Annotated in this window: 21 protein-coding genes, 1 pseudogene and 1 other annotated feature; of the genes and pseudogenes, 5 read left to right on the top strand and 17 right to left on the bottom strand. The window is 54.9% G+C overall.

Annotation, left to right across the window (positions count from 1 at the left end; all coding sequences use genetic code 11):
• Nucleotides 1-21: 21 nt before the first annotated feature.
• Nucleotides 22-948 (bottom strand): bifunctional riboflavin kinase/FAD synthetase, encoded by a 927-nt coding sequence (gene ribF, locus ABR39_RS06870; RefSeq protein WP_047346314.1) that lies wholly within the window; start codon nucleotides 946-948, stop codon nucleotides 22-24.
• 7 nt (nucleotides 949-955) lie between these two features.
• Nucleotides 956-1,174, bottom strand: a pseudogene (locus ABR39_RS26185) (DUF2575 domain-containing protein).
• 101 nt (nucleotides 1,175-1,275) lie between these two features.
• Here ABR39_RS26185 and rpsT point away from each other — a divergent pair.
• Entirely contained in the window at nucleotides 1,276-1,539 is a 264-nt protein-coding gene (gene rpsT / locus ABR39_RS06865) for a 30S ribosomal protein S20 (protein ID WP_003856458.1), read from the top strand.
• A gap of 57 nt (nucleotides 1,540-1,596) precedes the next feature.
• Here rpsT and nhaR read toward each other — a convergent pair whose 3' ends face one another.
• From nhaR to dnaK, 4 genes are all read right to left on the bottom strand, one after another.
• The gene (nhaR, locus tag ABR39_RS06860) at nucleotides 1,597-2,496 is read right to left on the bottom strand and encodes a transcriptional activator NhaR (protein WP_047346313.1); all 900 of its coding nucleotides are present in this window, start codon (nucleotides 2,494-2,496) and stop codon (nucleotides 1,597-1,599) included.
• Between the two features lie 58 nt (nucleotides 2,497-2,554).
• Nucleotides 2,555-3,730: a Na+/H+ antiporter NhaA gene (gene nhaA, locus ABR39_RS06855; RefSeq protein WP_047346312.1), complete on the bottom strand. Its 1,176-nt coding sequence runs from the start codon at nucleotides 3,728-3,730 to the stop codon at nucleotides 2,555-2,557.
• Between the two features lie 171 nt (nucleotides 3,731-3,901).
• Complete coding sequence (gene dnaJ, locus ABR39_RS06850; RefSeq protein WP_047346311.1) at nucleotides 3,902-5,047, bottom strand: molecular chaperone DnaJ; 1,146 nt, start codon at nucleotides 5,045-5,047, stop codon at nucleotides 3,902-3,904.
• A gap of 87 nt (nucleotides 5,048-5,134) precedes the next feature.
• Nucleotides 5,135-7,048 (bottom strand): molecular chaperone DnaK, encoded by a 1,914-nt coding sequence (dnaK, locus tag ABR39_RS06845; RefSeq protein WP_023310346.1) that lies wholly within the window; start codon nucleotides 7,046-7,048, stop codon nucleotides 5,135-5,137.
• A gap of 296 nt (nucleotides 7,049-7,344) precedes the next feature.
• Here dnaK and satP point away from each other — a divergent pair, with 296 nt between their 5' ends.
• A complete protein-coding gene (gene satP, locus ABR39_RS06840) occupies nucleotides 7,345-7,911 on the top strand; it encodes an acetate uptake transporter (RefSeq protein ID WP_047346310.1) in 567 nt (188 codons plus the stop codon).
• Here the strand turns inward: satP and ABR39_RS06835 are convergent.
• The 3 genes from ABR39_RS06835 to tal form a co-directional block, all read right to left on the bottom strand.
• Nucleotides 7,888-9,210 (bottom strand): MFS transporter, encoded by a 1,323-nt coding sequence (locus tag ABR39_RS06835; RefSeq protein ID WP_047346309.1) that lies wholly within the window; start codon nucleotides 9,208-9,210, stop codon nucleotides 7,888-7,890. The two genes, satP and ABR39_RS06835, sit on opposite strands and share 24 nt — an antisense overlap.
• A 122-nt stretch (nucleotides 9,211-9,332) precedes the next feature.
• Nucleotides 9,333-9,920 carry a molybdopterin adenylyltransferase gene (mog, locus tag ABR39_RS06830; protein WP_047346308.1) on the bottom strand — a complete coding sequence of 196 codons (588 nt, stop codon included), beginning with the start codon at nucleotides 9,918-9,920 and terminating at the stop codon, nucleotides 9,333-9,335.
• Nucleotides 9,921-10,030: 110 nt separating this feature from the next.
• Complete coding sequence (gene tal / locus ABR39_RS06825; protein ID WP_023334458.1) at nucleotides 10,031-10,984, bottom strand: transaldolase; 954 nt, start codon at nucleotides 10,982-10,984, stop codon at nucleotides 10,031-10,033.
• Nucleotides 10,985-11,246: 262 nt separating this feature from the next.
• Between tal and ABR39_RS06820 the strand changes: the two genes are divergently transcribed.
• Both ABR39_RS06820 and yaaA read left to right on the top strand, forming a co-directional pair.
• Entirely contained in the window at nucleotides 11,247-12,677 is a 1,431-nt protein-coding gene (locus ABR39_RS06820; protein WP_047346307.1) for an alanine/glycine:cation symporter family protein, read from the top strand.
• A 66-nt stretch (nucleotides 12,678-12,743) separates the two neighbouring features.
• Nucleotides 12,744-13,517: a peroxide stress protein YaaA gene (gene yaaA, locus ABR39_RS06815; protein WP_023310340.1), complete on the top strand. Its 774-nt coding sequence runs from the start codon at nucleotides 12,744-12,746 to the stop codon at nucleotides 13,515-13,517.
• 32 nt (nucleotides 13,518-13,549) lie between these two features.
• Here the strand turns inward: yaaA and ABR39_RS06810 are convergent, their stop codons facing one another.
• The 7 genes from ABR39_RS06810 to yjjY all read right to left on the bottom strand — a co-directional run bounded on the left by ABR39_RS06810 (nucleotide 13,550) and on the right by yjjY (nucleotide 20,374).
• Nucleotides 13,550-13,852 carry a DUF2502 domain-containing protein gene (locus ABR39_RS06810; protein ID WP_047346306.1) on the bottom strand — a complete coding sequence of 101 codons (303 nt, stop codon included), beginning with the start codon at nucleotides 13,850-13,852 and terminating at the stop codon, nucleotides 13,550-13,552.
• Between the two features lie 251 nt (nucleotides 13,853-14,103).
• Nucleotides 14,104-15,390 carry a threonine synthase gene (gene thrC / locus ABR39_RS06805; protein WP_047346305.1) on the bottom strand — a complete coding sequence of 429 codons (1,287 nt, stop codon included), beginning with the start codon at nucleotides 15,388-15,390 and terminating at the stop codon, nucleotides 14,104-14,106.
• Nucleotides 15,391-15,393: 3 nt separating this feature from the next.
• Entirely contained in the window at nucleotides 15,394-16,323 is a 930-nt protein-coding gene (gene thrB, locus ABR39_RS06800) for a homoserine kinase (RefSeq protein WP_047346304.1), read from the bottom strand.
• Between the two features lies 1 nt (nucleotide 16,324).
• Nucleotides 16,325-18,787 carry a bifunctional aspartate kinase/homoserine dehydrogenase I gene (gene thrA / locus ABR39_RS06795; protein ID WP_047346303.1) on the bottom strand — a complete coding sequence of 821 codons (2,463 nt, stop codon included), beginning with the start codon at nucleotides 18,785-18,787 and terminating at the stop codon, nucleotides 16,325-16,327.
• Nucleotides 18,788-18,811: 24 nt separating this feature from the next.
• Nucleotides 18,812-18,929: a sequence feature (Thr leader region), on the bottom strand.
• Nucleotides 18,868-18,936 carry a thr operon leader peptide gene (thrL, locus tag ABR39_RS24730; RefSeq protein WP_015572623.1) on the bottom strand — a complete coding sequence of 23 codons (69 nt, stop codon included), beginning with the start codon at nucleotides 18,934-18,936 and terminating at the stop codon, nucleotides 18,868-18,870. (Overlaps the previous feature by 62 nt.)
• A 211-nt stretch (nucleotides 18,937-19,147) precedes the next feature.
• Nucleotides 19,148-19,834, bottom strand: a complete 687-nt coding sequence (locus ABR39_RS06790; protein ID WP_047346302.1) for a tRNA/rRNA methyltransferase — start codon at nucleotides 19,832-19,834, stop codon at nucleotides 19,148-19,150.
• A 399-nt stretch (nucleotides 19,835-20,233) separates the two neighbouring features.
• Entirely contained in the window at nucleotides 20,234-20,374 is a 141-nt protein-coding gene (gene yjjY / locus ABR39_RS25580) for a protein YjjY (RefSeq protein ID WP_001541509.1), read from the bottom strand.
• Between the two features lie 95 nt (nucleotides 20,375-20,469).
• Between yjjY and arcA the strand changes: the two genes are divergently transcribed.
• Complete coding sequence (gene arcA, locus ABR39_RS06785) at nucleotides 20,470-21,186, top strand: two-component system response regulator ArcA (protein WP_003856501.1); 717 nt, start codon at nucleotides 20,470-20,472, stop codon at nucleotides 21,184-21,186.
• A 46-nt stretch (nucleotides 21,187-21,232) separates the two neighbouring features.
• Here the strand turns inward: arcA and creD are convergent, their stop codons facing one another.
• Complete coding sequence (creD, locus tag ABR39_RS06780) at nucleotides 21,233-22,585, bottom strand: cell envelope integrity protein CreD (RefSeq protein WP_047346301.1); 1,353 nt, start codon at nucleotides 22,583-22,585, stop codon at nucleotides 21,233-21,235.
• Between the last annotated feature and the right edge of the window lie 29 nt (nucleotides 22,586-22,614).

Below are 22,614 nucleotides of genomic sequence, written 5' to 3'. Positions count from 1 at the left end.
ACGTAGGCATTTAAGCCGGGTTCAAAGCCCAAAAAACTCGCGGGCCGTCAATTCATCACGCGCAATTTGCGCTTTGAGTTCATCCAGCGAACCAAATCGCTGCTCGTTGCGTATTTTTTTACGCAGTATCACATCTATATGGCGACCATAAAGGTCCATTACAACGTCCAGCAGGTGCACTTCTAACTGTTGACGCACACCAGCGACGGTAGGACGCGTACCAATGTTGGCGACGCCATAAAATGGTTTATCGCCCAGTCCTGCCACTTCCACCGCATAGACCCCTTTAACCGGGGAAACCTGACGACGCAGCGGTATATTCGCCGTCGGGAAACCAATGGTGCGGCCGAGCGCGTCGCCATGGACAACGCGGCCTGAGATGGTGAACGGATGCCCCAGCAGGGTTTCTGCCGTATCCAGTTCATCATTGGCCAGCGCCTGACGTACCGCCGTGCTGCTGACGCGAACGCCGCCTTCACAGAAGGTCATCGCACTGGTGACGTCAAAGCCGTACTCCAGACCAGCCTTCTGTAATAGCAAGAAATCGCCCTGACGACCAGCGCCAAAGCGGAAATCATCCCCCACGGCAAGAAACTGCACGCCAAGACGCTCAACCAGCAGGTCACTGACAAAATTTTGTGCTGTCAGCGCGGCAAAGCGACGATCGAAACGTACGCACAATACGTAGTCCACGCCGGACTCCGCCAGATAGCGCAACTTCTCGCGCAGGCGGGTGAGACGGGCGGGAGATTTATCGCCCGCAAACAGCTCCAGCGGCTGCGGTTCGAAAATCATCACTACCACGGGCAGGCCGCGGGCCTCCCCTTCTTTACGCAATCCCTGCAACAGCGCCTGATGACCACGATGCACGCCGTCGAAATTACCAATTGTCAGCACGCACCCGTGCGGTGCTCTGCTGAGATTATGTATGCCGCGTATCAGCTTCATGTCTGGCTCAAAACAGTGAAAATCGCCAAAGTATACCTTGTACAGCGGTTAAGGTTAACCGGCGATTGTTCGTGCAAAACAGAAAGCCGTAATGATTTCATCAGGCTGACCTTTCGCAGCGAAAAAATCTGCTCGTGAACTGCGATTTTTATGCCGAAAGGCTGTATTCAGGGAAGACAAGCTGGTAGAATCCTGCGCCATCACTACGTAACGTAGCGTCGCTAATTAACGGCGCTTATTTGCACAAATCCATTGACAAAAGAAGGCAAAGAGGGCATATTCCTCGGCCTTTGAATTGTCCACATAGATCATATTTGGGAGTTGGACTTGGCTAATATCAAATCAGCTAAGAAACGTGCCGTTCAGTCTGAAAAGGCTCGTAAGCACAACGCAAGCCGTCGCTCTATGATGCGTACCTTCATCAAGAAAGTATACGCAGCAATTGAAGCTGGCGATAAAGCTGCAGCGCAGAACGCATTTAACGAAATGCAACCAATCGTGGATCGTCAGGCTGCTAAAGGTCTGATCCACAAAAACAAAGCAGCGCGTCATAAAGCAAACCTGACCGCGCAGATCAACAAACTGGCTTAATCGCTACTTGTTGTTGCTTGTTTAAAGAACCCGCTTAACGCGGGTTTTTTTATGCCTTCAGATTGCCGGTGGTGTAAACAGCGACGAGTAGTCACGGTTACATATACGCTGCACCGCCGGGTGCTGAATCATCCTTTCCGCAAAAATCGCGTGATACTCTTCCATCACGTTATCGACCCGACCAATCTCCGTAATCCTGTTATCTGAATAGAGATCGTGCGCGTACAGCGTCGGTGCAACGAAGATAGCATTGTGCGCTTCGCCAAAGGCTTTCATCAGCGCCGCGTCGTCGAACTCACCGAGGATCTCAACGTTCAGCCCCTGTGAGTTAAACCAGTTCAGCAGCTTGCGTCCCAACATGGAACGCCTTCCCGGTACCAGCAGGCGACGCTCTTCCAGGCAGGCCGGGAAGGGTTTTTCCGGCGGCGGGTTAATACACCAGAAGCTCACGCCGCATTCACCAATCTTCACCGAGAACAGCCCTTCCTGCTGCGTGGAGTCGATCGGACAATCCGAGATAATCATGTCCAACTTGTGCTGGCTCAGCTGTTCCAGCAGCATCTCGTGGGTGGATTCAAAGCAGCGCAGGTGGATTTGCTCGTCTTCTACCACGGCCGCATCCAGCACGCCGCTCACCAGCCGTTTGGACAGCGCGTCCGCCACGCCCACATCAAAGAGCAGGTTCGACTCTTTGCGGTAGTTGACGATATCCAGCATCTCCTGGCTTAGGGTGAACATTTTATCCGCGTAGCGGAAAACCAGCTCACCCAGTTCGCTGGGTTCAATCCCACGCCCCTTACGCTTGAACAGCTTGCCCTGCAAACGTTCTTCCAGCGCCTTGATCTGCCCGGTGATGGTTTGCGGCGTCAGGTAAAGGGCCTCTGCCGCCCCGACCACCGAGCCCTGCTTGTAGACGTGCCAGAAGTAGTAAAGATGGTTGTAATTTAAATGAGACATCGCGTCTTCTCTCCCTGAGTATGTATCGGGAGAAGGATCCCCTCCTCCCGGCTTTCCGTTATGCCTGGACGGCCTGTCCGGACAATTTCACCTTCAACAAGGTATAACCGATCACCGCGGCCAGTAATGACCCGATGAGAATGCCGAGTTTAGCCCAGACGATAAGCTCAGGCGCATGCGCGCCAAACGCCAGCGTCGAGATAAAGATCGACATCGTAAACCCGATTCCGCACAGCACGCCAACGGCCATAATCTGCGTAAACGTGGTGCCATGCGGCAATGTCGCCAGCTTCAGCTTCGTCGCCAGCCAGCAGAAAAGGCTAATGCCCAGCGGCTTACCGATAAACAGCCCGGCAATAATGCCCAGCGGCAGCACGGACGTCAGCCCGTCCAGCGTAACGCCGCCGAGGGAAACGCCCGCGTTGGCAAACGCAAACAGGGGCAGGATCATAAAAGCGACCCACGGGTGCAGCACGTGTTCCAGCTGTTTAGCGGGTGATTTGCCCTCCTGCGGCTTAAGCGGCACGAAGAAACCGACAATTACGCCGGCCAGCGTGGCATGCACGCCCGATTTCAACACCGCGGTCCACAGCACCATCCCCACGAGGATGTAGATACCGATGCGGCGAACATTAAAGACGTTCAGCAACGCCAGTACCGCAATCGCTCCTGCGGCCACGCTCAGAGACAGAATCGACAGATCGCTGGTGTAGAACAGCGCGATAATCACAATGGCGCCCAGGTCATCGATGATCGCCAGCGCCATCAGGAAGATTTTCAGGGCAACCGGCACGCGGCTTCCCAGTAGTGCCAGCACTCCGAGCGCAAAAGCGATATCCGTCGCAGCCGGGATTGCCCAGCCGTGACGAGCAATCGGATCCTGCCAGGTGAACGCCAGGAAGAGCAGCGCCGGAACCACCATCCCACCAAACGCGGCAATCACCGGAAACGCCGCACGCTGGCGGCTGGCAAGCGAGCCCAGCACCAGCTCACGCTTCACCTCAAGCCCGACCAGCAGGAAGAACACCGCCATGAGCGCATCGTTGATCCACAGCAGCATGTTCTTGTTGATTTCCAGCGCCCCGACCTTCAGCTCGACGGGCGTTTCCAGAAAAGCATGATACAGATCGCGGGTAAAGCCGACGTTTGCCAGCACCATCGCGGCCGCAGCGGCAATAATCAGGATCACGCCACCGGACGCTTCACTGCTAAAAAAACGGTGTAGTAATTTCACTTTAATTCTCTCTGTTACAACAATACCTCGATAAAACCATAATACCAAGCCGTATAGATCGGAAAAAACAGATTAATATTGAGTATAGATTCAGTTTTACCGAGCAATACCCACAAATAGAAAAAGCCCGGAATCACTTCCGGGCTTTTGCAAAGGAAACCAGCTAACCGATTAGCGGGTCAAATCATCGAAGAATTTTTTGACGCCATCGAAGAAGCTTTTGGAGCGCGGGCTGTTTTTCTCACCCGTCGGGCCGCCAAAGCTTTCCTGCAACTCTTTCAGCAGCTGTTTCTGCTTGTCGTTCAGGCCAACCGGCGTTTCCACGACGACGCGGCACAGCAGGTCACCCTGCGCACCACCGCGAACGGATTTAACGCCTTTCCCGCGCATGCGGAACAGTTTACCGGTTTGGGTTTCACCCGGGATCTTCAGATTGACGCGGCCATCCAGCGTAGGTACTTCGATTTCGCCACCGAGTGCAGCCATAGCGAAGTTGATCGGCACTTCGCAGTACAGGTTGTTCCCTTCACGCTCGAAGATAGCGTGCTGTTTCACCTGCACCTGAACGTACAGATCGCCTGCCGGTGCGCCGTGTTCGCCGGCTTCACCTTCACCAGCCAGACGGATGCGGTCGCCCGTATCCACGCCTGCCGGGATTTTTACGGACAGGGTCTTGGTTTTCTCAACGCGACCGTGACCGTGGCATTTGGTGCACGGATCTTTAATCAGCGTACCGCGACCGTGACAGTGAGGACAGGCCTGCTGTACCGCGAAAAAGCCCTGACGCATCTGTACCTGGCCAGAACCGTGACAGGTTGGACAGGTCTGCGGCTGAGTGCCCGCTTTCGCGCCGCTGCCGTGGCAGACGTCACACTCTTCCAGCGTCGGGATACGGATCTCTTTGGTGACGCCGCGAACGGCCTCTTCCAGCGACAGCTCCATGTTGTAGCGCAGGTCTGCGCCGCGCGTCGCGCGCTGACGACCACGGCCACCGCCGAAGATATCGCCAAACACATCGCCAAAGATATCGCTGAAGTCAGCGCCGCCGCCAAAGCCGCCGCCGCCGAATCCACCGCCGCCCATGCCGCCCTGTTCAAAGGCTGCGTGACCATACTGGTCATAGGCCGCACGTTTTTGTGCATCGGTCAGGACTTCGTAGGCTTCTTTGATCTCTTTAAATTTGGCTTCAGCCTCTTTGTCACCCTGGTTACGGTCCGGGTGGAATTTCATGGCCAGGCGCTTATACGCCTTTTTGATTTCACGCTCTTCCGCAGTTTTCGGAACGCCTAAAATCTCGTAATAGTCTTGCTTTGCCATTGGTTTTTTTAAGCCCCTTAACATGCGAGCACGGGCGTGGAGAATTCTCCTACGCCCGTGCCGATTAATTACCCTGCATCAGGGCGATTATTTTTTATCTTTAACTTCTTCGAACTCAGCGTCGACAACGTCGTCGTCTTTCGCGTTGTTCGCCGAAGCGTCAGCGCCTGCCTGCTGCTGGGCATGCTGCTGCTGAGCGATTTCCATCAGCTTCTGGGAAGCCTGCGCCAGTTCCTGCATCTTCGCTTCGATATCCGCTTTGTCTTCACCTTTCAGTGAGGATTCCAGCGCACTCAGTGCAGCTTCGATAGCAGTCTTGTCTTCCGCTGGCAGTTTATCGCCTGCTTCTTCAACCTGCTTACGGGTGCTGTGCAGCAGATGGTCACCCTGGTTACGGGTCTGAACCAGCTCTTCGAACTTACGGTCGGATTCAGCGTTAGCTTCGGCATCGCGAACCATTTTTTCGATTTCCGCTTCGTTCAGGCCAGAAGATGCCTTGATGGTGATCTTCTGCTCTTTACCGCTGTTTTTGTCTTTCGCAGACACGTGCAGGATACCGTCAGCATCGATGTCGAAGGTGACTTCGATCTGCGGCATGCCGCGCGGTGCCGGGTTAATACCGTCCAGGTTGAACTGACCCAGAGATTTGTTATCAGCCGCACGCTTACGCTCACCCTGAATCACATGGATGGTTACCGCAGACTGGTTGTCTTCAGCGGTAGAGAACACCTGGCTGTGCTTCGTCGGGATGGTGGTGTTTTTGTTGATGAGCGCAGTCATCACACCGCCCATGGTTTCGATACCCAGAGACAGCGGGGTAACGTCCAGCAGCAGTACGTCTTTCACTTCGCCGGTCAGTACGCCACCCTGAACCGCAGCACCGATAGCAACCGCTTCGTCCGGGTTAACGTCTTTACGTGGCTCTTTACCAAAGAACTCAGCCACTTTCTTCTGAACCATTGGCATACGCGTCTGACCACCAACCAGGATAACGTCCTGGATGTCAGAGACGGACAGACCAGCGTCCTGCAGGGCAACTTTCAGCGGCTCGATAGAACGGTTCACCAGGTCTTCTACCAGGCTTTCCAGTTTCGCACGGGTCACTTTGATGTTCATGTGTTTAGGACCGGTCGCGTCTGCAGTGATGTACGGCAGGTTCACGTCGGTCTGCTGAGCGGAAGACAGCTCGATCTTCGCTTTCTCAGCGGCTTCTTTCAGGCGCTGCATGGCCAGCGGGTCGTTACGCAGGTCAATGCCCTGATCTTTCTTGAATTCGTCAACGAGATAGTTGATCAGACGGGTATCGAAGTCTTCACCACCCAGGTGGGTATCACCGTTGGTTGCCAGAACTTCGAAGGTTTTTTCGCCGTCAACTTCGTCGATTTCGATAATAGAGATATCGAAGGTACCACCACCGAGGTCGTAAACCGCGATAGTGCGGTTGCCCACTTCTTTATCCAGACCGTAAGCCAGTGCAGCCGCGGTTGGTTCGTTGATGATACGTTTTACTTCCAGACCTGCGATACGGCCAGCATCTTTAGTTGCCTGACGCTGAGCATCGTTGAAGTATGCAGGAACGGTGATAACAGCTTCAGTTACCGGCTCACCCAGGTAATCTTCAGCGGTTTTCTTCATTTTTTTCAGCACTTCGGCAGAAATCTGCGGTGGTGCAGTTTTGGTGCCTTTCACATCAAGCCATGCATCGCCGTTATCTGCCGCGATGATTTTGTAAGGCATGATGGAAACGTCACGCTGAACTTCTTCGTCCTGGAAGCGGCGACCAATCAGGCGTTTAATCGCAAACAGGGTGTTTTGCGGGTTTGTCACTGCCTGACGTTTAGCCGGCTGACCAACCAGAGTTTCACCATCCTGGGTATAAGCAATGATAGAAGGCGTGGTGCGATCGCCCTCGGCGTTCTCCAGCACGCGTGCAGTAGTGCCATCCATAATCGCTACACAAGAGTTGGTAGTACCCAGGTCGATACCAATAATTTTACCCATCTAAACGTCTCCACTAAAAATTCAGTCAACATGTGGTTGTGTACCTGTAATAAGGGCAGAACGTGCTTTTTCAACTGCCCAGATTTGATTTTTTTCAGGTCCACACACTGCGGTTGCTTACAAGATGGGGTCGCAACGTCGTCCATCAAGGGGGAAGGATAAAAAAATTTTTAATTTCACCCCGATGAGATCATAGACGCCATCGATTGCGCCCATTATGATGCCGCGCCCCGTCAGGGAGAACTGACGCGGGTTTAACCATTTCACCATATTAATGATGATTTTTTTGAGGACTTATGGGCAACACTAAGTTGGCTAATCCGGCTCCGCTGGGCCTGATGGGTTTTGGCATGACCACTATCCTGCTGAACCTGCACAATATCGGGATGTTCCCGATGGATGGCATCATCCTGGCGATGGGCATTTTTTACGGCGGTATCGCGCAAATCTTCGCGGGCCTGCTGGAATATAAGAAAGGCAACACCTTCGGCTTAACCGCCTTCACCTCTTACGGTTCTTTCTGGCTGACCCTGGTTGCCATTCTGCTGCTGCCTAAAATGGGCCTGGCAGATGCGGCAAACGCCCATTTCCTGGGCGTATACCTGGGCCTGTGGGGCGTCTTCACCCTCTTCATGTTCTTCGGCACCCTGAAAGGTAACCGCGCGCTGCAGTTTGTCTTCCTGAGCCTGACCGTACTGTTCGCCCTGCTGGCGATTGGTCACCTCGTGGATAACGAAGGCATCGTTCACGTTGCAGGCTGGATTGGTCTGGTTTGCGGCGCAAGCGCTATCTACCTGGCAATGGGTGAAGTGCTGAACGAGCAGTTTGACCGCACCATTCTACCGATTGGTGAAAAACACTGATCCCTCTGTCGTGCCCGTCTCGCGGGCACGACATCCCCACGCCTGTCGAAGCCAAATTCCCAATACCAGCCCCATGACCGAAAGCGCGAGAACATACCAGGCGGGAGCCATCGGTGATACGCCCATCAGCACCGTGACCGCGATCGGCGTCAGTCCGCCAAAAATGGCATACGACACGTTGTAAGAAAAAGAGATGCCGGTGAAGCGAACCTCCGGCGGGAACGCACGTACCATGACATACGGCACCGCGCCGACAACCCCGACGCAGAACCCCACCACACCGTACAACACGAACAGCTGTTCAGGATGGCTGCCTGCCAGATGGTAAAACGCCCAGCTTGATGCGGCCAGTAACAGGCTACCAACGATAAAGGTTACGCTGGCACCGAAACGATCTGCCGCCAGCCCGGCAGCAAGACAGCCAAAGCAGAGCATAATGGTCGCAATACTGTTTGCCTGCAGCGTCACCGCCGGGGCGAATCCGTACTGTTTCTGCAGCCAGACCGGCGACATCAATATCACCACGACAATGCCCGCCGAAAGCAGCCAGGTGAGAAGCATTGACACCACTACCGCTTTTTTATGGCGTACCACGACAGCTTTCACCGGCAGCTCCTGCGCCAGCGCTTTGCGCTGCTGCATCTCCAGGAAAATCGGTGTCTCCTGCAGCCAGCGACGCAGATACATCGCCACCAGACCAAACGCCCCGCCCAGCAGGAACGGAATACGCCAGCCCCAATCGTGCACGGCCTGCTGCGTCATGCTGGTGTTGACAATGGTCGCGACCACCGACCCCAGCAAGATCCCGATGGTCAGGCCCGCCGTTAAGGTTCCACAGGCGATGCCAATCCGGCGCGCCGGAACATGTTCCGCCACAAACACCCACGCGCCCGGCACTTCACCGCCAATCGCCGCGCCCTGAAGCACGCGCATCAGCAACAGCAGCAAAGGAGCAAGGATGCCCAGTGAGGCATAGGTGGGCAGCAGACCAATGGCCAACGTGGGTATGGCCATCAGCAGAATGCTGAGGGTAAACATCTTCTTACGCCCTATCAGGTCGCCAAAGTGCGCCATCACAATGCCACCCAGCGGACGCGCCAGATACCCTGCGGCAAAAATGCCGAAGGTTTGTACCTGACGCAGCCACTCGGGGATATCCGCCGGGAAGAAGAGTTCCCCCACCACGGCGGCGAAGAAGACGAAGATGATGAAATCGTAAAACTCCAGCGCGCCGCCTAAGGCTGCGAGCGTGAGGGTTTTATAGTCCTGTCGATTCAGAGGTCGGGTGTTATGTGACATAGCGAACCATTTGGCTTTTGTTGTGGATTTATTTTTACAGCTATCGTAAAGAAAAAATTACTATATCGTAAAAACCTTACCACGCCATCGCCGCTTCAGCTAATGTCACATAATCGTTATTTTCAGGAGATTGTTTCGCGGCGTGCGCTTTTAGGACGAAAAGCTGCTACCACTTTCTCGTCCGTCTCAACGTACGGCCCCTCCAGCAGCTGTATACAATACGGTACACTGGCGAATATACCGTGCACGATGACGCTGCCGTCTTCCGCTTTCAGCCCTTCCAGCGTCTCTTTTATCGACTTCGGCTGGCCCGGCAGGTTCAGAATCAATGCCTGTTTGCGGATTACGCCCACCTGACGGGAGAGAATGGCCGTCGGGACAAAGTGTAGACTGATCTGGCGCATCTGTTCGCCAAAGCCCGGCATTTCACGATCGGCGATGGCCAGCGTCGCGTCCGGCGTCACATCGCGGCGGGCAGGCCCCGTTCCCCCGGTGGTCAGCACCAGATGGCAGCTCATCTCATCAACCAGCTCACAGAGCGTCTGCTCAATGATCGGCTGTTCGTCTGGGATCAGGCGGGTCTGAATTTCAAAGGGGGTAGTCAGCGCGTTGCCAAGCCACTCTTCCAGAGCGGGGATGCCTTTATCCTGGTAAACACCGCTGGAGGCGCGGTCAGAAATCGACACTAAGCCGATGCGTAAGGTATTCATATCCATTCCATTCAAAGAGTACTGATTAAAGGGAATGATACACGCAGAGAGGAGATTCAGACAGGGTACGAAGTAAGACGCGTGACCGGGAGCCCGGTCACGCAGGATGATTACAGCAGGTCGCCGATCATTTTTTCCAGTTTGCCCTGGTCAACAGCAAACTTACGGATACCGTCCGCCAGTTTGTCTACTGCCATTGGATCCTGGTTGTGCTGCCACAGGAACTCGGATTCAGTGATGCGCTCAGGGCGTGCTTTCACTTCACCGGTGTAGGACAGTTTACGCTCCAGGGTACCTTCGCTTTCAGCCAGCTCTTTCAGCAGTGCAGGCGCGATGGTCAGGCGGTCACAGCCAGCCAGCTCGATGATTTCACCGACGTTACGGAAGCTTGCGCCCATAACCACAGTCTCATAACCGTGCTGTTTGTAGTATTCGTAGATTTCAGTCACGGAAACCACGCCTGGATCTTCTGCTGGTGCGTATTCTTTCTTGTCGGTGTTGGCTTTGTACCAGTCCAGAATACGGCCTACGAACGGAGAAATCAGGTACACGCCGGCTTCTGCACAGGCACGCGCCTGCGCGAAGGAGAACAGCAGGGTCAGGTTACAGTTGATACCGTCTTTTTCCAGCTGCTCTGCAGCGCGGATGCCCTGCCAGGTAGAAGCCAGTTTGATCAGGATACGGTCGTTGCTGATGCCCGCATCGTTGTACATTTTGATCAGACGTTTTGCTTTCGCGATAGACGCTTCGGTGTCGTAGGACAGACGCGCATCCACTTCAGTAGAGATACGGCCAGGAACCAGCTTCAGAATTTCCAGACCGATGTTTACTGCCAGTTTATCAGTGGCATCCACAACCTGCTGCGCGCGGTCGTTGCTCTGTGCTTTCGCCCAGGTCACTGCGTCGTCAATCAGTTTGCGATACTCAGGGATCTGTGCGGCGTTAAGGATCAGAGAAGGGTTAGTTGTGGCATCCTGCGGCTGGTACAGCTTCATTGCCGCGATATCTCCGGTGTCAGCTACGACAGTGGTGAACTGACGAAGGGAGGTCAATTTATCCGTCATGATAGTGTTTCTCTTTTAACGTGCCCTGGATAATTCACGCTACCGACAGCATGCCTGCAGCGGAAAAATGACAGGTTTACTTGTTAGGGGGATGTAACCGGTCTGCCCTGATGATAACACGACGGAGGGGTAGCGCAACCGCAGACAGTGCGCTTAGGCAGAGTATGATAAACTCGGAATATTAACAGGCTGCTAAGCAACAGCATGCCCAATCAGTGGTAGCGCTTACATATTCACTTTGGCATCAACAAGAGGGACGTTAATGCCTGATTTCTTTTTCTTTATTAACGAAGTCCTGTGGGGCTCGATAATGATTTACCTGCTTCTGGGAGCAGGTATTTGGTTTACGCTACGCAGTGGGTTTATCCAGTTTCGCTATATCCGCAAGTTTGGCAGAAGTCTGAAAAACAGCGTCACGCCCCAGCCGGGCGGATTAACCTCATTCCAGGCGCTCTGTACCAGCCTTGCGGCACGCCTTGGCAGCGGGAATCTGGCGGGGGTCGCACTGGCCATCAGCGCCGGTGGGCCAGGCGCGGTTTTCTGGATGTGGGTGACGGCGCTTCTCGGTATGGCCACCTCCTTCGCCGAAAGTTCGCTCGCGCAGCTCTACAAAGAGAAAGATAAGCACGGCCAGTTTCGCGGCGGTCCTGCCTGGTACATGGCGCGTGGCTTAGGGATGCGCTGGATGGGCGTTCTTTTCTCGCTTTTTTTACTGCTCGCGTACGGTCTTATTTTTAATACCGTCCAGGCTAACTCGGTCGCTAATGCCCTGCGCTACGCCTTCGCGTGTCCGGAGTGGATCGCCGGTACCGTTTTAGCCCTCGTCGTTCTGCTCACCATTTCTACCGGCCTCAAAGGCATCGCCCGTCTCATGCAGTGGCTGGTTCCCATCATGGCGCTGCTCTGGATTGCCGCGAGCCTGTTCGTCGCCGCACTGCATGTCGACCAGGTTCCGGGCGTGATAGCGACCATCGTCAAAAGCGCCTTTGGCTGGCGTGAGGTCGCATCCGGCGCGCTGGGCTACACCTTCAGCCAGGCGCTAATGGCGGGGTTCCAGCGAGGCATGTTTTCCAATGAAGCCGGTATGGGGTCAACACCCAACGCGGCAGCCGCCGCCTCGTCGTGGCCGCCGCACCCTGCCGCGCAAGGCATTGTGCAGATGATTGGCGTCTTTACCGATACCATTGTTATCTGTTCCGCCAGCGCCATGATTTTGCTGCTGGCAGGCCCCGTACCGCATTCGTCGGAAACCGCCGGAATACAGCTTCTCCAGCAGGCGCTGATGAGCCTGACCGGCGGCTGGGGAGCCGGATTTGTCTCGCTCATCCTGGTCTTGTTTGCCTTCAGCTCGATTGTGGTGAATTACCTCTACGCCGAAAATAACCTTATTTTCCTGAAGCTCGACTCCCGCGCCGCAATCGGAGCGCTGCGCCTGGGCGTCATACTGATGGTCGTCGCTGGCTCCCTCCTCAGCATGCCGCTGGTCTGGCAGCTGGCCGATATCATTATGGCGCTGATGGCAATCACGAACCTTACGGCGATCCTGCTGCTCTCGCCGGTGGTTACCCTGATAGCCAGAGACTATCTTCGCCAGCGCAAGCTGGGGGTTCCGCCGGTATTTGATCCCGCACGCTATCCCGACGTTAAGGCGCAGCTGGCTCCCGGCACGTGGGATGATTTGCCGCGGCAATAACAGCTATCGATCAATTCAGAGCGATTTTTTGCTAAAGTCGCTCTAAATTTCCTGCAAGGACTGGATATGCTGATTCTGATTTCACCTGCAAAAACGCTCGACTACCAGAGCCCGCTCGCTACCGAGCGCTATACCCAGCCTGAACTGCTGGACTACTCTCAACAGCTGATCCGCGAAGCGCGTAAACTCTCTGCACCGCAAATCGCCTCGCTGATGAGCATCAGCGACAAGCTGGCAGACCTTAACGCGACCCGCTTTCACGAGTGGCACCCGGATTTCACCCCCGCTAACGCCCGCCAGGCCATTCTGGCGTTTAAGGGTGATGTCTATACCGGCCTGCAGGCGGAAGATTTTAGCGAAGCTGATTTCGATTTTGCCCAGCAGCATCTGCGCATGCTGTCGGGCCTGTATGGCGTACTGCGCCCGCTGGATCTGATGCAGCCGTATCGTCTGGAGATGGGGATTCGCCTGGAAAATGCCAAAGGCAAAGATCTGTACCATTTCTGGGGCGATATCATCACCGATAAGCTGAATGCGGCGCTTCACGCTCAGGGCGATAACGTGGTGATTAACCTGGCGTCTGATGAATACTACAAGTCGGTGAAACCGAAAAAGCTGGATGCGGAAATTATCAAGCCGGTGTTCCTCGACGAGAAGAACGGTAAGTTTAAAGTGATCAGCTTCTACGCCAAGAAAGCGCGAGGCCTGATGAGCCGCTACATCATCCAGAACCGCCTGACGAAGCCGGAGCAGTTGACCGCCTTTAACAGCGAAGGCTATTTCTTTGACGAGGCGTCGTCAGGGAAAGGCGAGCTGGTGTTTAAGCGCCACGAGCAGTAAAACAGAACCCCGCCAGCTGGCGGGGTTTTGCATTAATGGTGTTTCCAGTCCGGTCCCGGATGATGATCGTCATGTCGGTCATCGTGACGGTCGTGGTGATTGTCACGATCGCGATGCTCATCATGCGGACGCCAGTGGTTATCGCGCCAGTCATAATGCGCCTTCCACCAGTCATGGTCGCGCCAGCGGCCGCCATCCCAGTAGTGCCCGTTATTATCCTGGTCGCCAATCTGCAGTTTTACCGCAGGAACCAGCGTGATTTCAGATGCCTGTACCGCCATGGGAGCGACCAGCATCAGTGAAAGCGCGATGAGAGCAGGTTTCAGTTTAGACATAGGTGACTCCTCGTTACTCTTGCCCAACGTGGGCCGATGTAAGGAGATTACGCGAGGGGAACGGGGGATGTTATTCTCTGCAATCCTAAACGCTAAGTGACCGCATTTATTGGGAATTTCTGCTTTTTTCCTGCGTAATTTCTCCTTAATTTCTCCATAAAAAAGCCGGGTGGCGGCTTCGCCTTACCCGGCCTACGTTCTACGTTCAGGGGATTGTAGGCCCGGTAAGCGAAGCGCCACCGGGCAAAAAATCACGCTCGAGCCATCATCAGCTTACGCAGCGCGGCAAAATCCGCTGGCAGCTCATGAGACAGCAGCGGCAGGTCAGCACGCTCGGCCAGCTCTTTCGGCAGCGGCAGTGTTTCACCCAGAATTGCTTCTACGCTCTCTTTGAACTTCGCCGGATGCGCGGTCCCCAGGAACAGGCCATATTCACCCGGGTTAAGCTGGTCGCGCAGCGCGCGGTAAGCGATCGCCGCGTGCGGTTCAGAGGTGTACCCCACCGCTTTTAACTCACGCATGGTGGCTTTGGTGGTTTCATCCGTCACCGCCGCGTAGCCCAGGTCACCCAGACGCCAGATCTTACGGCGGAACAGCTCTTCAACGCGCGGCCAGTTGTTCGGCTGGGACACATCCATCGCGTTGGAGAGCGTCGCCTGCGTGGCGTTTGGCGCCCACTTCCCGTCTTTCAGGAAGCGCGGCACGGTATCGTTGGCATTGGTGGCGGCAATAAAGCGTTTCACCGGCAGCCCCAGCGATTTCGCCAGCAGGCCAGCCGTCAGGTCGCCGAAGTTACCGCTCGGCACGGAGATCACCAGCTGATTGCGGGCTTCCTGCGGCAGCTGCGCCACCGCTTCGAAGTAGTAGCAGATCTGCGCCAGCAGACGGCTGATATTGATAGAGTTGGCGGAGTTCAGACCCAGCGCCACCTTCAGCTCTTCATCGTCGAAGGCCTGTTTAACCAGCGCCTGGCAGGCATCGAAGTCACCGTCGATCGCCACGGTTTCAATATTGCCGCCGAGCGTGCAGAACAATTTTTCCTGCAGCGGGCTGATTTTGCCTTTCGGATAGAGGATCACCACGCGGACGTTTTTCAGGCCGTAGAAGGCATGAGCGACCGCTGCACCGGTATCGCCCGAGGTGGCGGTCAGAATGGTCACCGGTTTGTCGCCGCTGATGTGGGTCAGCATCTGAGCCATGAAGCGGCCGCCGAAGTCTTTAAACGCCAGGGTTGGGCCGTGGAACAGCTCCAGACAACCGACGTCAGGCTCAACCTGCTGAACCGGTGCCGGGAAAGCGAACGCCGCACGCACGCGTTCTTCCAGCAGCTCCTGCGGGATTTCGTCGCCGATAAACGCCGACAGAATTTTGGTGCTGCGGGTGACAAAGTCCAGCTTCAGCAGTTCATCAATCTCGGTCAGCTGAAATTCCGGCAGGTCATGGGGGAAAAACAGCCCCTGATTTTTGCCCAGTCCCTGCGTTACCGCCTGCGCGAAGCTGACCTGCTCGTTATGATCTTTAAGGTTGTAGAGTTTCATTAATTATCCCAGTACTCGTGCGCCAGCCGTGTCCAGACGGCAAATATGAACAAAGCCTTCCTGATTTTGCAGGTAGTGTTTAGAGAGCCAGTCCGCCACGCGCTGCGCAGTGTCTGGCTTATCGCACAGGGCGAACAGCGTCGGGCCGGAGCCGGAGATGCCGCACGCCTGCGCGCCGATATCCATGGATGCCTGTCGCGCCTCGTTAAAGCCCGGCAGCAGCTTCGTGCGGTACGGCTCGGCAATGACGTCCTTCATCAGTTTCGCCGCCAGCTGTGGCTGACGGGTGTAGCAGGCGTGAATAAAGCCCGCCAGGTGACGCCCGTGGGCGATGCAATCCTGCCGACGATACTGCGCGGGCAGGATCGCACGCGCTTCTGCGGTTGAAACCTTAATGCCCGGATAGGCCAGCACCCACAGCCACTCATCAAACCCTGGCACCTGCTGGCTGATGATGCCATTTTCTTCGATCATCAGCTGCATGCCGCCGAGGAAGCACGGTGCGACGTTGTCGTAATGAATGCTGCCGGAGATACGGCCTTCCAGCTCGCCCATTAAGGCAAGCATGCGGTTGTTGTTCAGGGGTTTGCCGCAGTGCTCGTTCATCGCCACCAGCGCGGCGACCACGGAACAAGCGCTGGAGCCCAGGCCCGAGCCAATCGGCATACTTTTTTCCAGCGTCATGGCGACCGGCACGTTTTTGCCGATCTCCTGACAGAAGCGCTCCCAGCACTGATAGACGATATTCTCGCGCGGGTCAGACGGCAGCTTGCTGGCGAAACGGCCCACGTTATTCAGGCTGAAGCTGTCTGCCGCTTCAACCGTGACCGTATCGCCCAACAGCGAACCGTCTACCGGCGTGACCGCTGCGCCCAGCACATCAAACCCGACGCTCATATTGGCGCTGGAAGCCGGGGCATAAACTTTGACCATGTTAAACTCCTAACTTCCATGACAGGGTACGCAGCAGATCGGCAAACACACCCGCCGCTGTAACATCGTTCCCTGCGCCATAGCCGCGAAGCACCAGCGGCAATGGCTGATAATAGTGGCTGTAAAACGCAAGGGCGTTTTCGCCGTTTTTGACTTTGTAGAGCGGATCGTTGCCATCGACTTCGGCAATCTTCACCCGGCACACGCCATCTTCTTCAATGTTGCCAACATAGCGCAATACCTTACCTTCATCACGGGCTTTCGCAACGCGAGCGGCAAAAGCGTCGTCAAGCTGCGGCAAATTCGCCATAAAGGCGCTGACGTCACCGCTGTCATCAAACTCTGCTGGCAGCACCGGTTCAATCACGATATCGGAAAGCTCAAGCTCGCGGCCCGTTTCACGCACGAGGATCAGCAGCTTGCGCGCCACGTCCATCCCGGAGAGATCGTCACGCGGGTCCGGCTCGGTATAGCCCAGCTCGCGCGCGGCGCGAGTGGCTTCCGACAGGCTCATCCCTTCATCCAGCTTGCCGAAGATAAAGGACAGCGAGCCGGAGAGAATGCCGGAGAAACGCTGCAGTTCATCGCCCGCGTTGAGCAGGTTTTGCAGGTTCTCGATAACCGGCAGCCCCGCGCCCACGTTGGTGTCGTACAGGAACTTGCGGCGCGACTTGCTCGCCGCCAGACGCAGCTGATGATAGTAATCCATCGACGAGGTGTTGGCCTTTTTGTTCGGCGTCACCACGTGGAAACCTTCGCGCAGGAAGTCGGCGTACTGATCGGCCACCGCCTGGTTGGAGGTACAGTCAACAATCACCGGGTTAAGCAGGTGATACTCTTTCACCAGACGGATCAGGCGGCCCAGGTTGAACGGCTCTTTCGCCTCATTCATCTCGGCCTGCCAGTTTTCCAGGTTCAGACCGTGAACGTTGGTCAGCAGCGCTTTCGAGTTGGCAATCCCGCAGACGCGCAGATCGATGTGTTTTTTCTTCAGCCACGCCTGCTGACGCTTCACCTGCTCCAGCAACGCACCGCCCACGCCTCCGACGCCAATCAGGAACAGCTCGATGACCTGATCGGTATTGAACAGCATCTGGTGAACCACGCGAACGCCGGTGGTGGCGTCATCGTTGTCCACGACCACAGAAATTGAACGCTCTGACGACCCCTGGGCAATTGCCACAATATTAATGTTGGCGCGCGCCAGCGCGGCAAAGAATTTGGCGGAGATACCACGCAGCGTGCGCATACCGTCGCCGACCACAGAGATAATCGCCAGGCGCTCCTGAATGGAGAGCGGCTCAAGCAGCTCTTCTTTCAGCTCCAGATAGAACTCTTCTTCCAGCGCGCGGCGGGCGCGCAGACAATCGCCCTGCGGCACGCAGAAGCTGATGCTGTACTCGGAAGAGGACTGGGTGATCAGCACCACAGAAATTCCGTTGCGGGACATAGCCGCAAACACGCGAGCCGCCATGCCGACCATTCCTTTCATCCCCGGACCGGAGACGCTGAACATCGCCATGTTGTTCAGGTTGGAGATGCCTTTCACCGGCAGGCCGTCCTCATCGGTACTGGCGCCAATCAGCGTACCTGGCGCCTGCGGGTTACCTGTGTTTTTAATCAGACAAGGGATTTGGAACTGGGCAATCGGGGAGATGGTACGCGGGTGAAGCACTTTAGCGCCGAAGTAGGAAAGCTCCATCGCTTCCTGGTACGACATCGACTTCAGCAGTCTGGCATCGGGTACCTGGCGCGGGTCGCAGGTATAAACGCCGTCGACGTCAGTCCAGATCTCACAACAGTCCGCGCGTAAACAGGCGGCCAGCACGGCGGCGGAATAGTCGGAGCCGTTACGGCCCAGCACCACCAGCTCGCCCTTCTCGTTACCGGCGGTGAAGCCGGCCATCAGGATCATGTGGTCAGACGGGATTTTGCTCGCGGCGATACGGCGGGTTGATTCGGCAATATCAACGGTGGATTCGAGGTAGTGGCCCACCGCCAGCAGTTTTTCAACCGGATCGATCACGGTCACGCTATGGCCGCGCGCTTCCAGAACGCCCGCCATAATGGCGATAGACAGTTTTTCACCGCGGCAGATCAGCGCCGCGTTGATGCTGTCCGGGCACTGTCCCAGCAGGCTGATTCCGTGCAGAACATGTTTAATTTGCGCGAATTCCTGCTCAACAAAGGACTTCAGCTGAGCGTGCGGGAAGCCAGGCAGCGCCTCTGCCAGCCCCTGCAGCAGCTCAGCGAAAATACGCTCGGCGTCGCTAATGTTCGGGAGTGCATCCTGGCCACCGATGGTCTTTTCAATCATTGCCACCAGATGGTTAGTGATTTTTGCCGGGGCAGAGAGCACGGTTGCAACCTGCCCCTGCCTGGCGTTGCTCTCCAGGATATCGGCAACACGCAGAAAACGTTCTGCATTTGCCACTGATGTACCGCCGAACTTCAACACTCGCATGGTTCTACCTCGTTTCCTTTAGCCGAAAAAAAAGCCCGCACTGTTCAGGTGCGGGCTTTTTTTTGTTTTTCCTGTACGCGTCAGCCCGCATCGTTACCTGTGGTAATGATGATGGTTGTGGTAATGGTGGTGATGCTGATGCGTTTCATGGATGTTGTGTACTCTGTCATTATTATCTGTCTGTGCTGTATTCTTTTAGGGTTAAAGGATCGGGCCCCTTAAGTCAATGGATTTTTAATTTGATCACATTTTGAGAGACTCTCACGTCCCGCTGCGTGCAGATTTATTTTCATCCGATTCCCCCAGATGCAACCCTTCCAGACAGACTTATTCGCCATAGTAAAAACTTATGGCAGTATTTTACTCGGCCAATTTTTTTTCAATATCATGCAGCAAACGATGCAGCATTGCGGTGTCCCGCTGCTCAAGACGCCCAAGACGCTGCTGCAGCCAGTCAGCCATTTTTTGATCGTCCGCTACCCCCAGCTGGGTTAACAGCTGTTCAACGCGAACGCGCAGCGCGGCCAGCTGATTTTCGTTTGCCCCTTCAGCCTGAGGTTGGGGAATTTGTATTAGGGAGGCTAATTGATAGCAATAAACCATTACTGCCTGGCCTAAGTTCAGGGACGGGTAATCGGCCACCATCGGCGCGCCGGTAAGAACGTCAGCCAGCTCCAGCTCTTCGTTTGTTAATCCGGAATCTTCACGGCCAAATACCAGCGCCGCTTTTTCCAGCCACTGGCTTTTCTCGCTCAGCATCGGCACAAGCTCCGCTGGCGTGGCGTAATAGTGAAACTTCGCCCGGCTGCGCGCCGTGGTGGCGACGGTGAAGGAGATATCGTGTAGCGCCGCGGCGAGGGTATCGTAAGTGGTTATATTATCGATAATATCGCCCGATCCGTGCGCCACCCAGCGTGCCGCAGGCTCCAGGTGGGCAGTGCTGTCCACGATACGTAAATCGGTAAATCCCATGGTCTTCATGGCGCGCGCGGCAGCGCCTATATTTTCTGCTCTGGCTGGGGCGACCAGTACAATCGACAGATGCATTTATGCTCTCTTTTTAATCAGTTAGCGGGTAGAAATGTGATGCGCTTCAACATATTACGCAGCGCGAATTTACAAAATTGCAACACAAATCACCGAAATAGCGTTTCATAACAAATTAAAAACGCTAAACTATTCCTTGTCTGAACAATCAGTTAGAATGTTAACAGAACACTATTATCCCTATGTTTTATAATGATAATAGCGATATGAATACCCTATTCTGATTGGATTCGCTTCGTTTATAAATCAATGTCCGCAACTAGTTGGTTTATTGAAAAATTGTGACAAAGGCTAGCATTCGGCTACGATGATTTCATCAAACTGTTAACGTGCTACAATTGAACTTGATATATGTCAACGAAGCGTAGTTTTATTGGGTGTCTGGTGTCACTTAGCCTGTTATGTTGCTGTTAAAATGGTTAGGATGACAGCCGTTTTTGACACTGTCGGGTCCAAAGGGAAAGTACCCACGACCAAGCTAATGATGTTGTTGACGTTGATGGAAAGTGCATCAAGAACGCAATTACGTACTTTAGTCACGTTAAGCCGATCATGTTAATTTGCGACATGCATCAGGCAGGTCAGGGACTTTTGTACTTCCTGTTTCGATTTAGTTGGCAATTTAGGTAGCAAACATGCAGACCCCGCACATTCTTATCGTTGAAGACGAGTTGGTAACACGCAACACGTTAAAGAGCATTTTCGAAGCAGAAGGCTACGATGTCTTTGAAGCGACCGATGGCGCAGAGATGCATCAGATCCTTTCTGAAAATGATATCAACCTGGTGATTATGGATATTAACCTGCCGGGCAAAAACGGTCTTCTTCTGGCGCGCGAACTGCGCGAGCAGGCGAACGTCGCGTTAATGTTCCTGACGGGCCGTGACAACGAAGTTGATAAAATTCTTGGCCTGGAAATCGGTGCGGATGATTACATCACCAAGCCGTTCAATCCTCGCGAGTTAACCATTCGTGCACGCAACCTGCTGTCCCGCACCATGAACCTGGGTACGGTCAGCGAAGAGCGTCGTAGCGTAGACAGCTACAAATTCAACGGCTGGGAACTTGATATCAATAGCCGTTCGCTGATTAGCCCGAACGGTGAGCAGTATAAACTGCCGCGCAGTGAATTCCGCGCGATGCTGCACTTCTGCGAAAACCCGGGCAAAATTCAGTCCCGTGCAGAGCTGCTGAAGAAAATGACCGGCCGTGAGCTGAAGCCACACGACCGTACCGTAGACGTCACCATCCGTCGTATTCGTAAACATTTCGAATCTACGCCAGATACGCCGGAAATCATCGCCACCATTCACGGCGAAGGGTACCGTTTCTGCGGCGATCTGCAGGAGTAATCCCGCAGTTAATGCATTAAAAAACGGCGCTTATGCGCCGTTTTTTTTATTTCCAGATCCGCATCGTGTCGTTATCAGGCTCTGCAGGAGGTTGAGGACGCTTCGGCTGAGAGAGCGAGTACCAGTCAAAATGACGGGTCAGATACATCACCGCGAACAGCGCCAGTGCGAGAACCGCCGACCCCAACAGCAATGCGCTGTCCTCCGAACGCAGCAGGAACCACATCACCACATCCAGTCCGAGGAGTGCCAGCACAAACATTCCGCTGCGCTTCCAGCTTTTCAGCACCGCCTGCAGGTACATTCCGTTCATCGCCGCCCCAACGAGGCTTGCGACAATCCAGGCGGGGGTAAACCCGACGTGTTCAGACAAGGCCAGCAGTACCAGATAGAACAAGACCAGCGACAGCCCCACCAGCAGATACTGCATCGGGTGAAGGCGTAATCCGGTTAAGGTCTCGAAGACAAAGAAGGCCATAAACGTCAGGGCAATCAGCAAAATAGCGTATTTAATTGCCCGATCCGTCAATTGATACTGGTCGGCTGGGGTGGCTACCGTCACGCTAAAGGCCGGGAGCGCTTCCCACTCCGGTGATTCCTTGTCGTAGAACCAGCTCTCCAGGTTATTTGCAAACCAGCTGCTCTGCCAGTTCGCCTGGAAACCAGACTCGCCTATCTGGTGCTTAACCGGGAGGTAATCGCCCATAAAACCTGGATGCGGCCAGTTGCTGTTGAGCGTCATTTCGCTATTACGCCCTACCGGTACCACCGCAAAACTGCCGGTTCCCGCCAGGTTGAGCGACATCTCAAGTGCAAACGTTTTGGCTTCCAGCGCTTTGTCGGTCAGCGGGATGTGGACGCCCGCAAGCGCCCCGTAGACACCGGAACCGGGTTCCACGCTTAGCGTTTCACCATTGATTTTAGATATGCTGACCGTGCCAATACCCCGCGCATCGCCAACGCCCGTCACGATAAACGGTTGCCCTGTTGTTATCGTTTCCCCTCTCAGCTGTTTTAGCGCTTCGGTATTAAACTGCGCTTTTATCTTCAGGTCAGTGTTCCAGATTTGCCCGTCATAGATGCCAATATTTCTCGACTCCACGTGCTGGTTCCCTTCAATAACCAGAGATTCCGGCAGAATGAAATGCATATAGCTTTTCTTAAATTCGACCTTCTTCTCGTCCTCTATCTTGTAAAAGATCTCCGTCATCGGAATAGCAATCATCGGACCGACCAGTTTTTGCGGTCCGCTGGTGCTTTGGCGCAGCGTATTTTCAACGTCGTTGCGATAGCTCTCGCGCTCTGAAATCAGGTTACTGACCATAAACAGCGGGACTAACAGCAGCAGGATGCACCCCAGCAGGGTGCTAATTTTCCAGAACAGGGGGGATTTCATCATTACGTCTCCTTTGTGATGGGGAGAGCGTA

Origin of the sequence: Enterobacter genomosp. O (assembly GCF_001022965.1) — a bacterium.
Classification (GTDB): Bacteria; Pseudomonadota; Gammaproteobacteria; order Enterobacterales; family Enterobacteriaceae; genus Enterobacter; species Enterobacter cloacae_L.
This window is presented reverse-complemented; position numbering and strand designations above follow the sequence as displayed.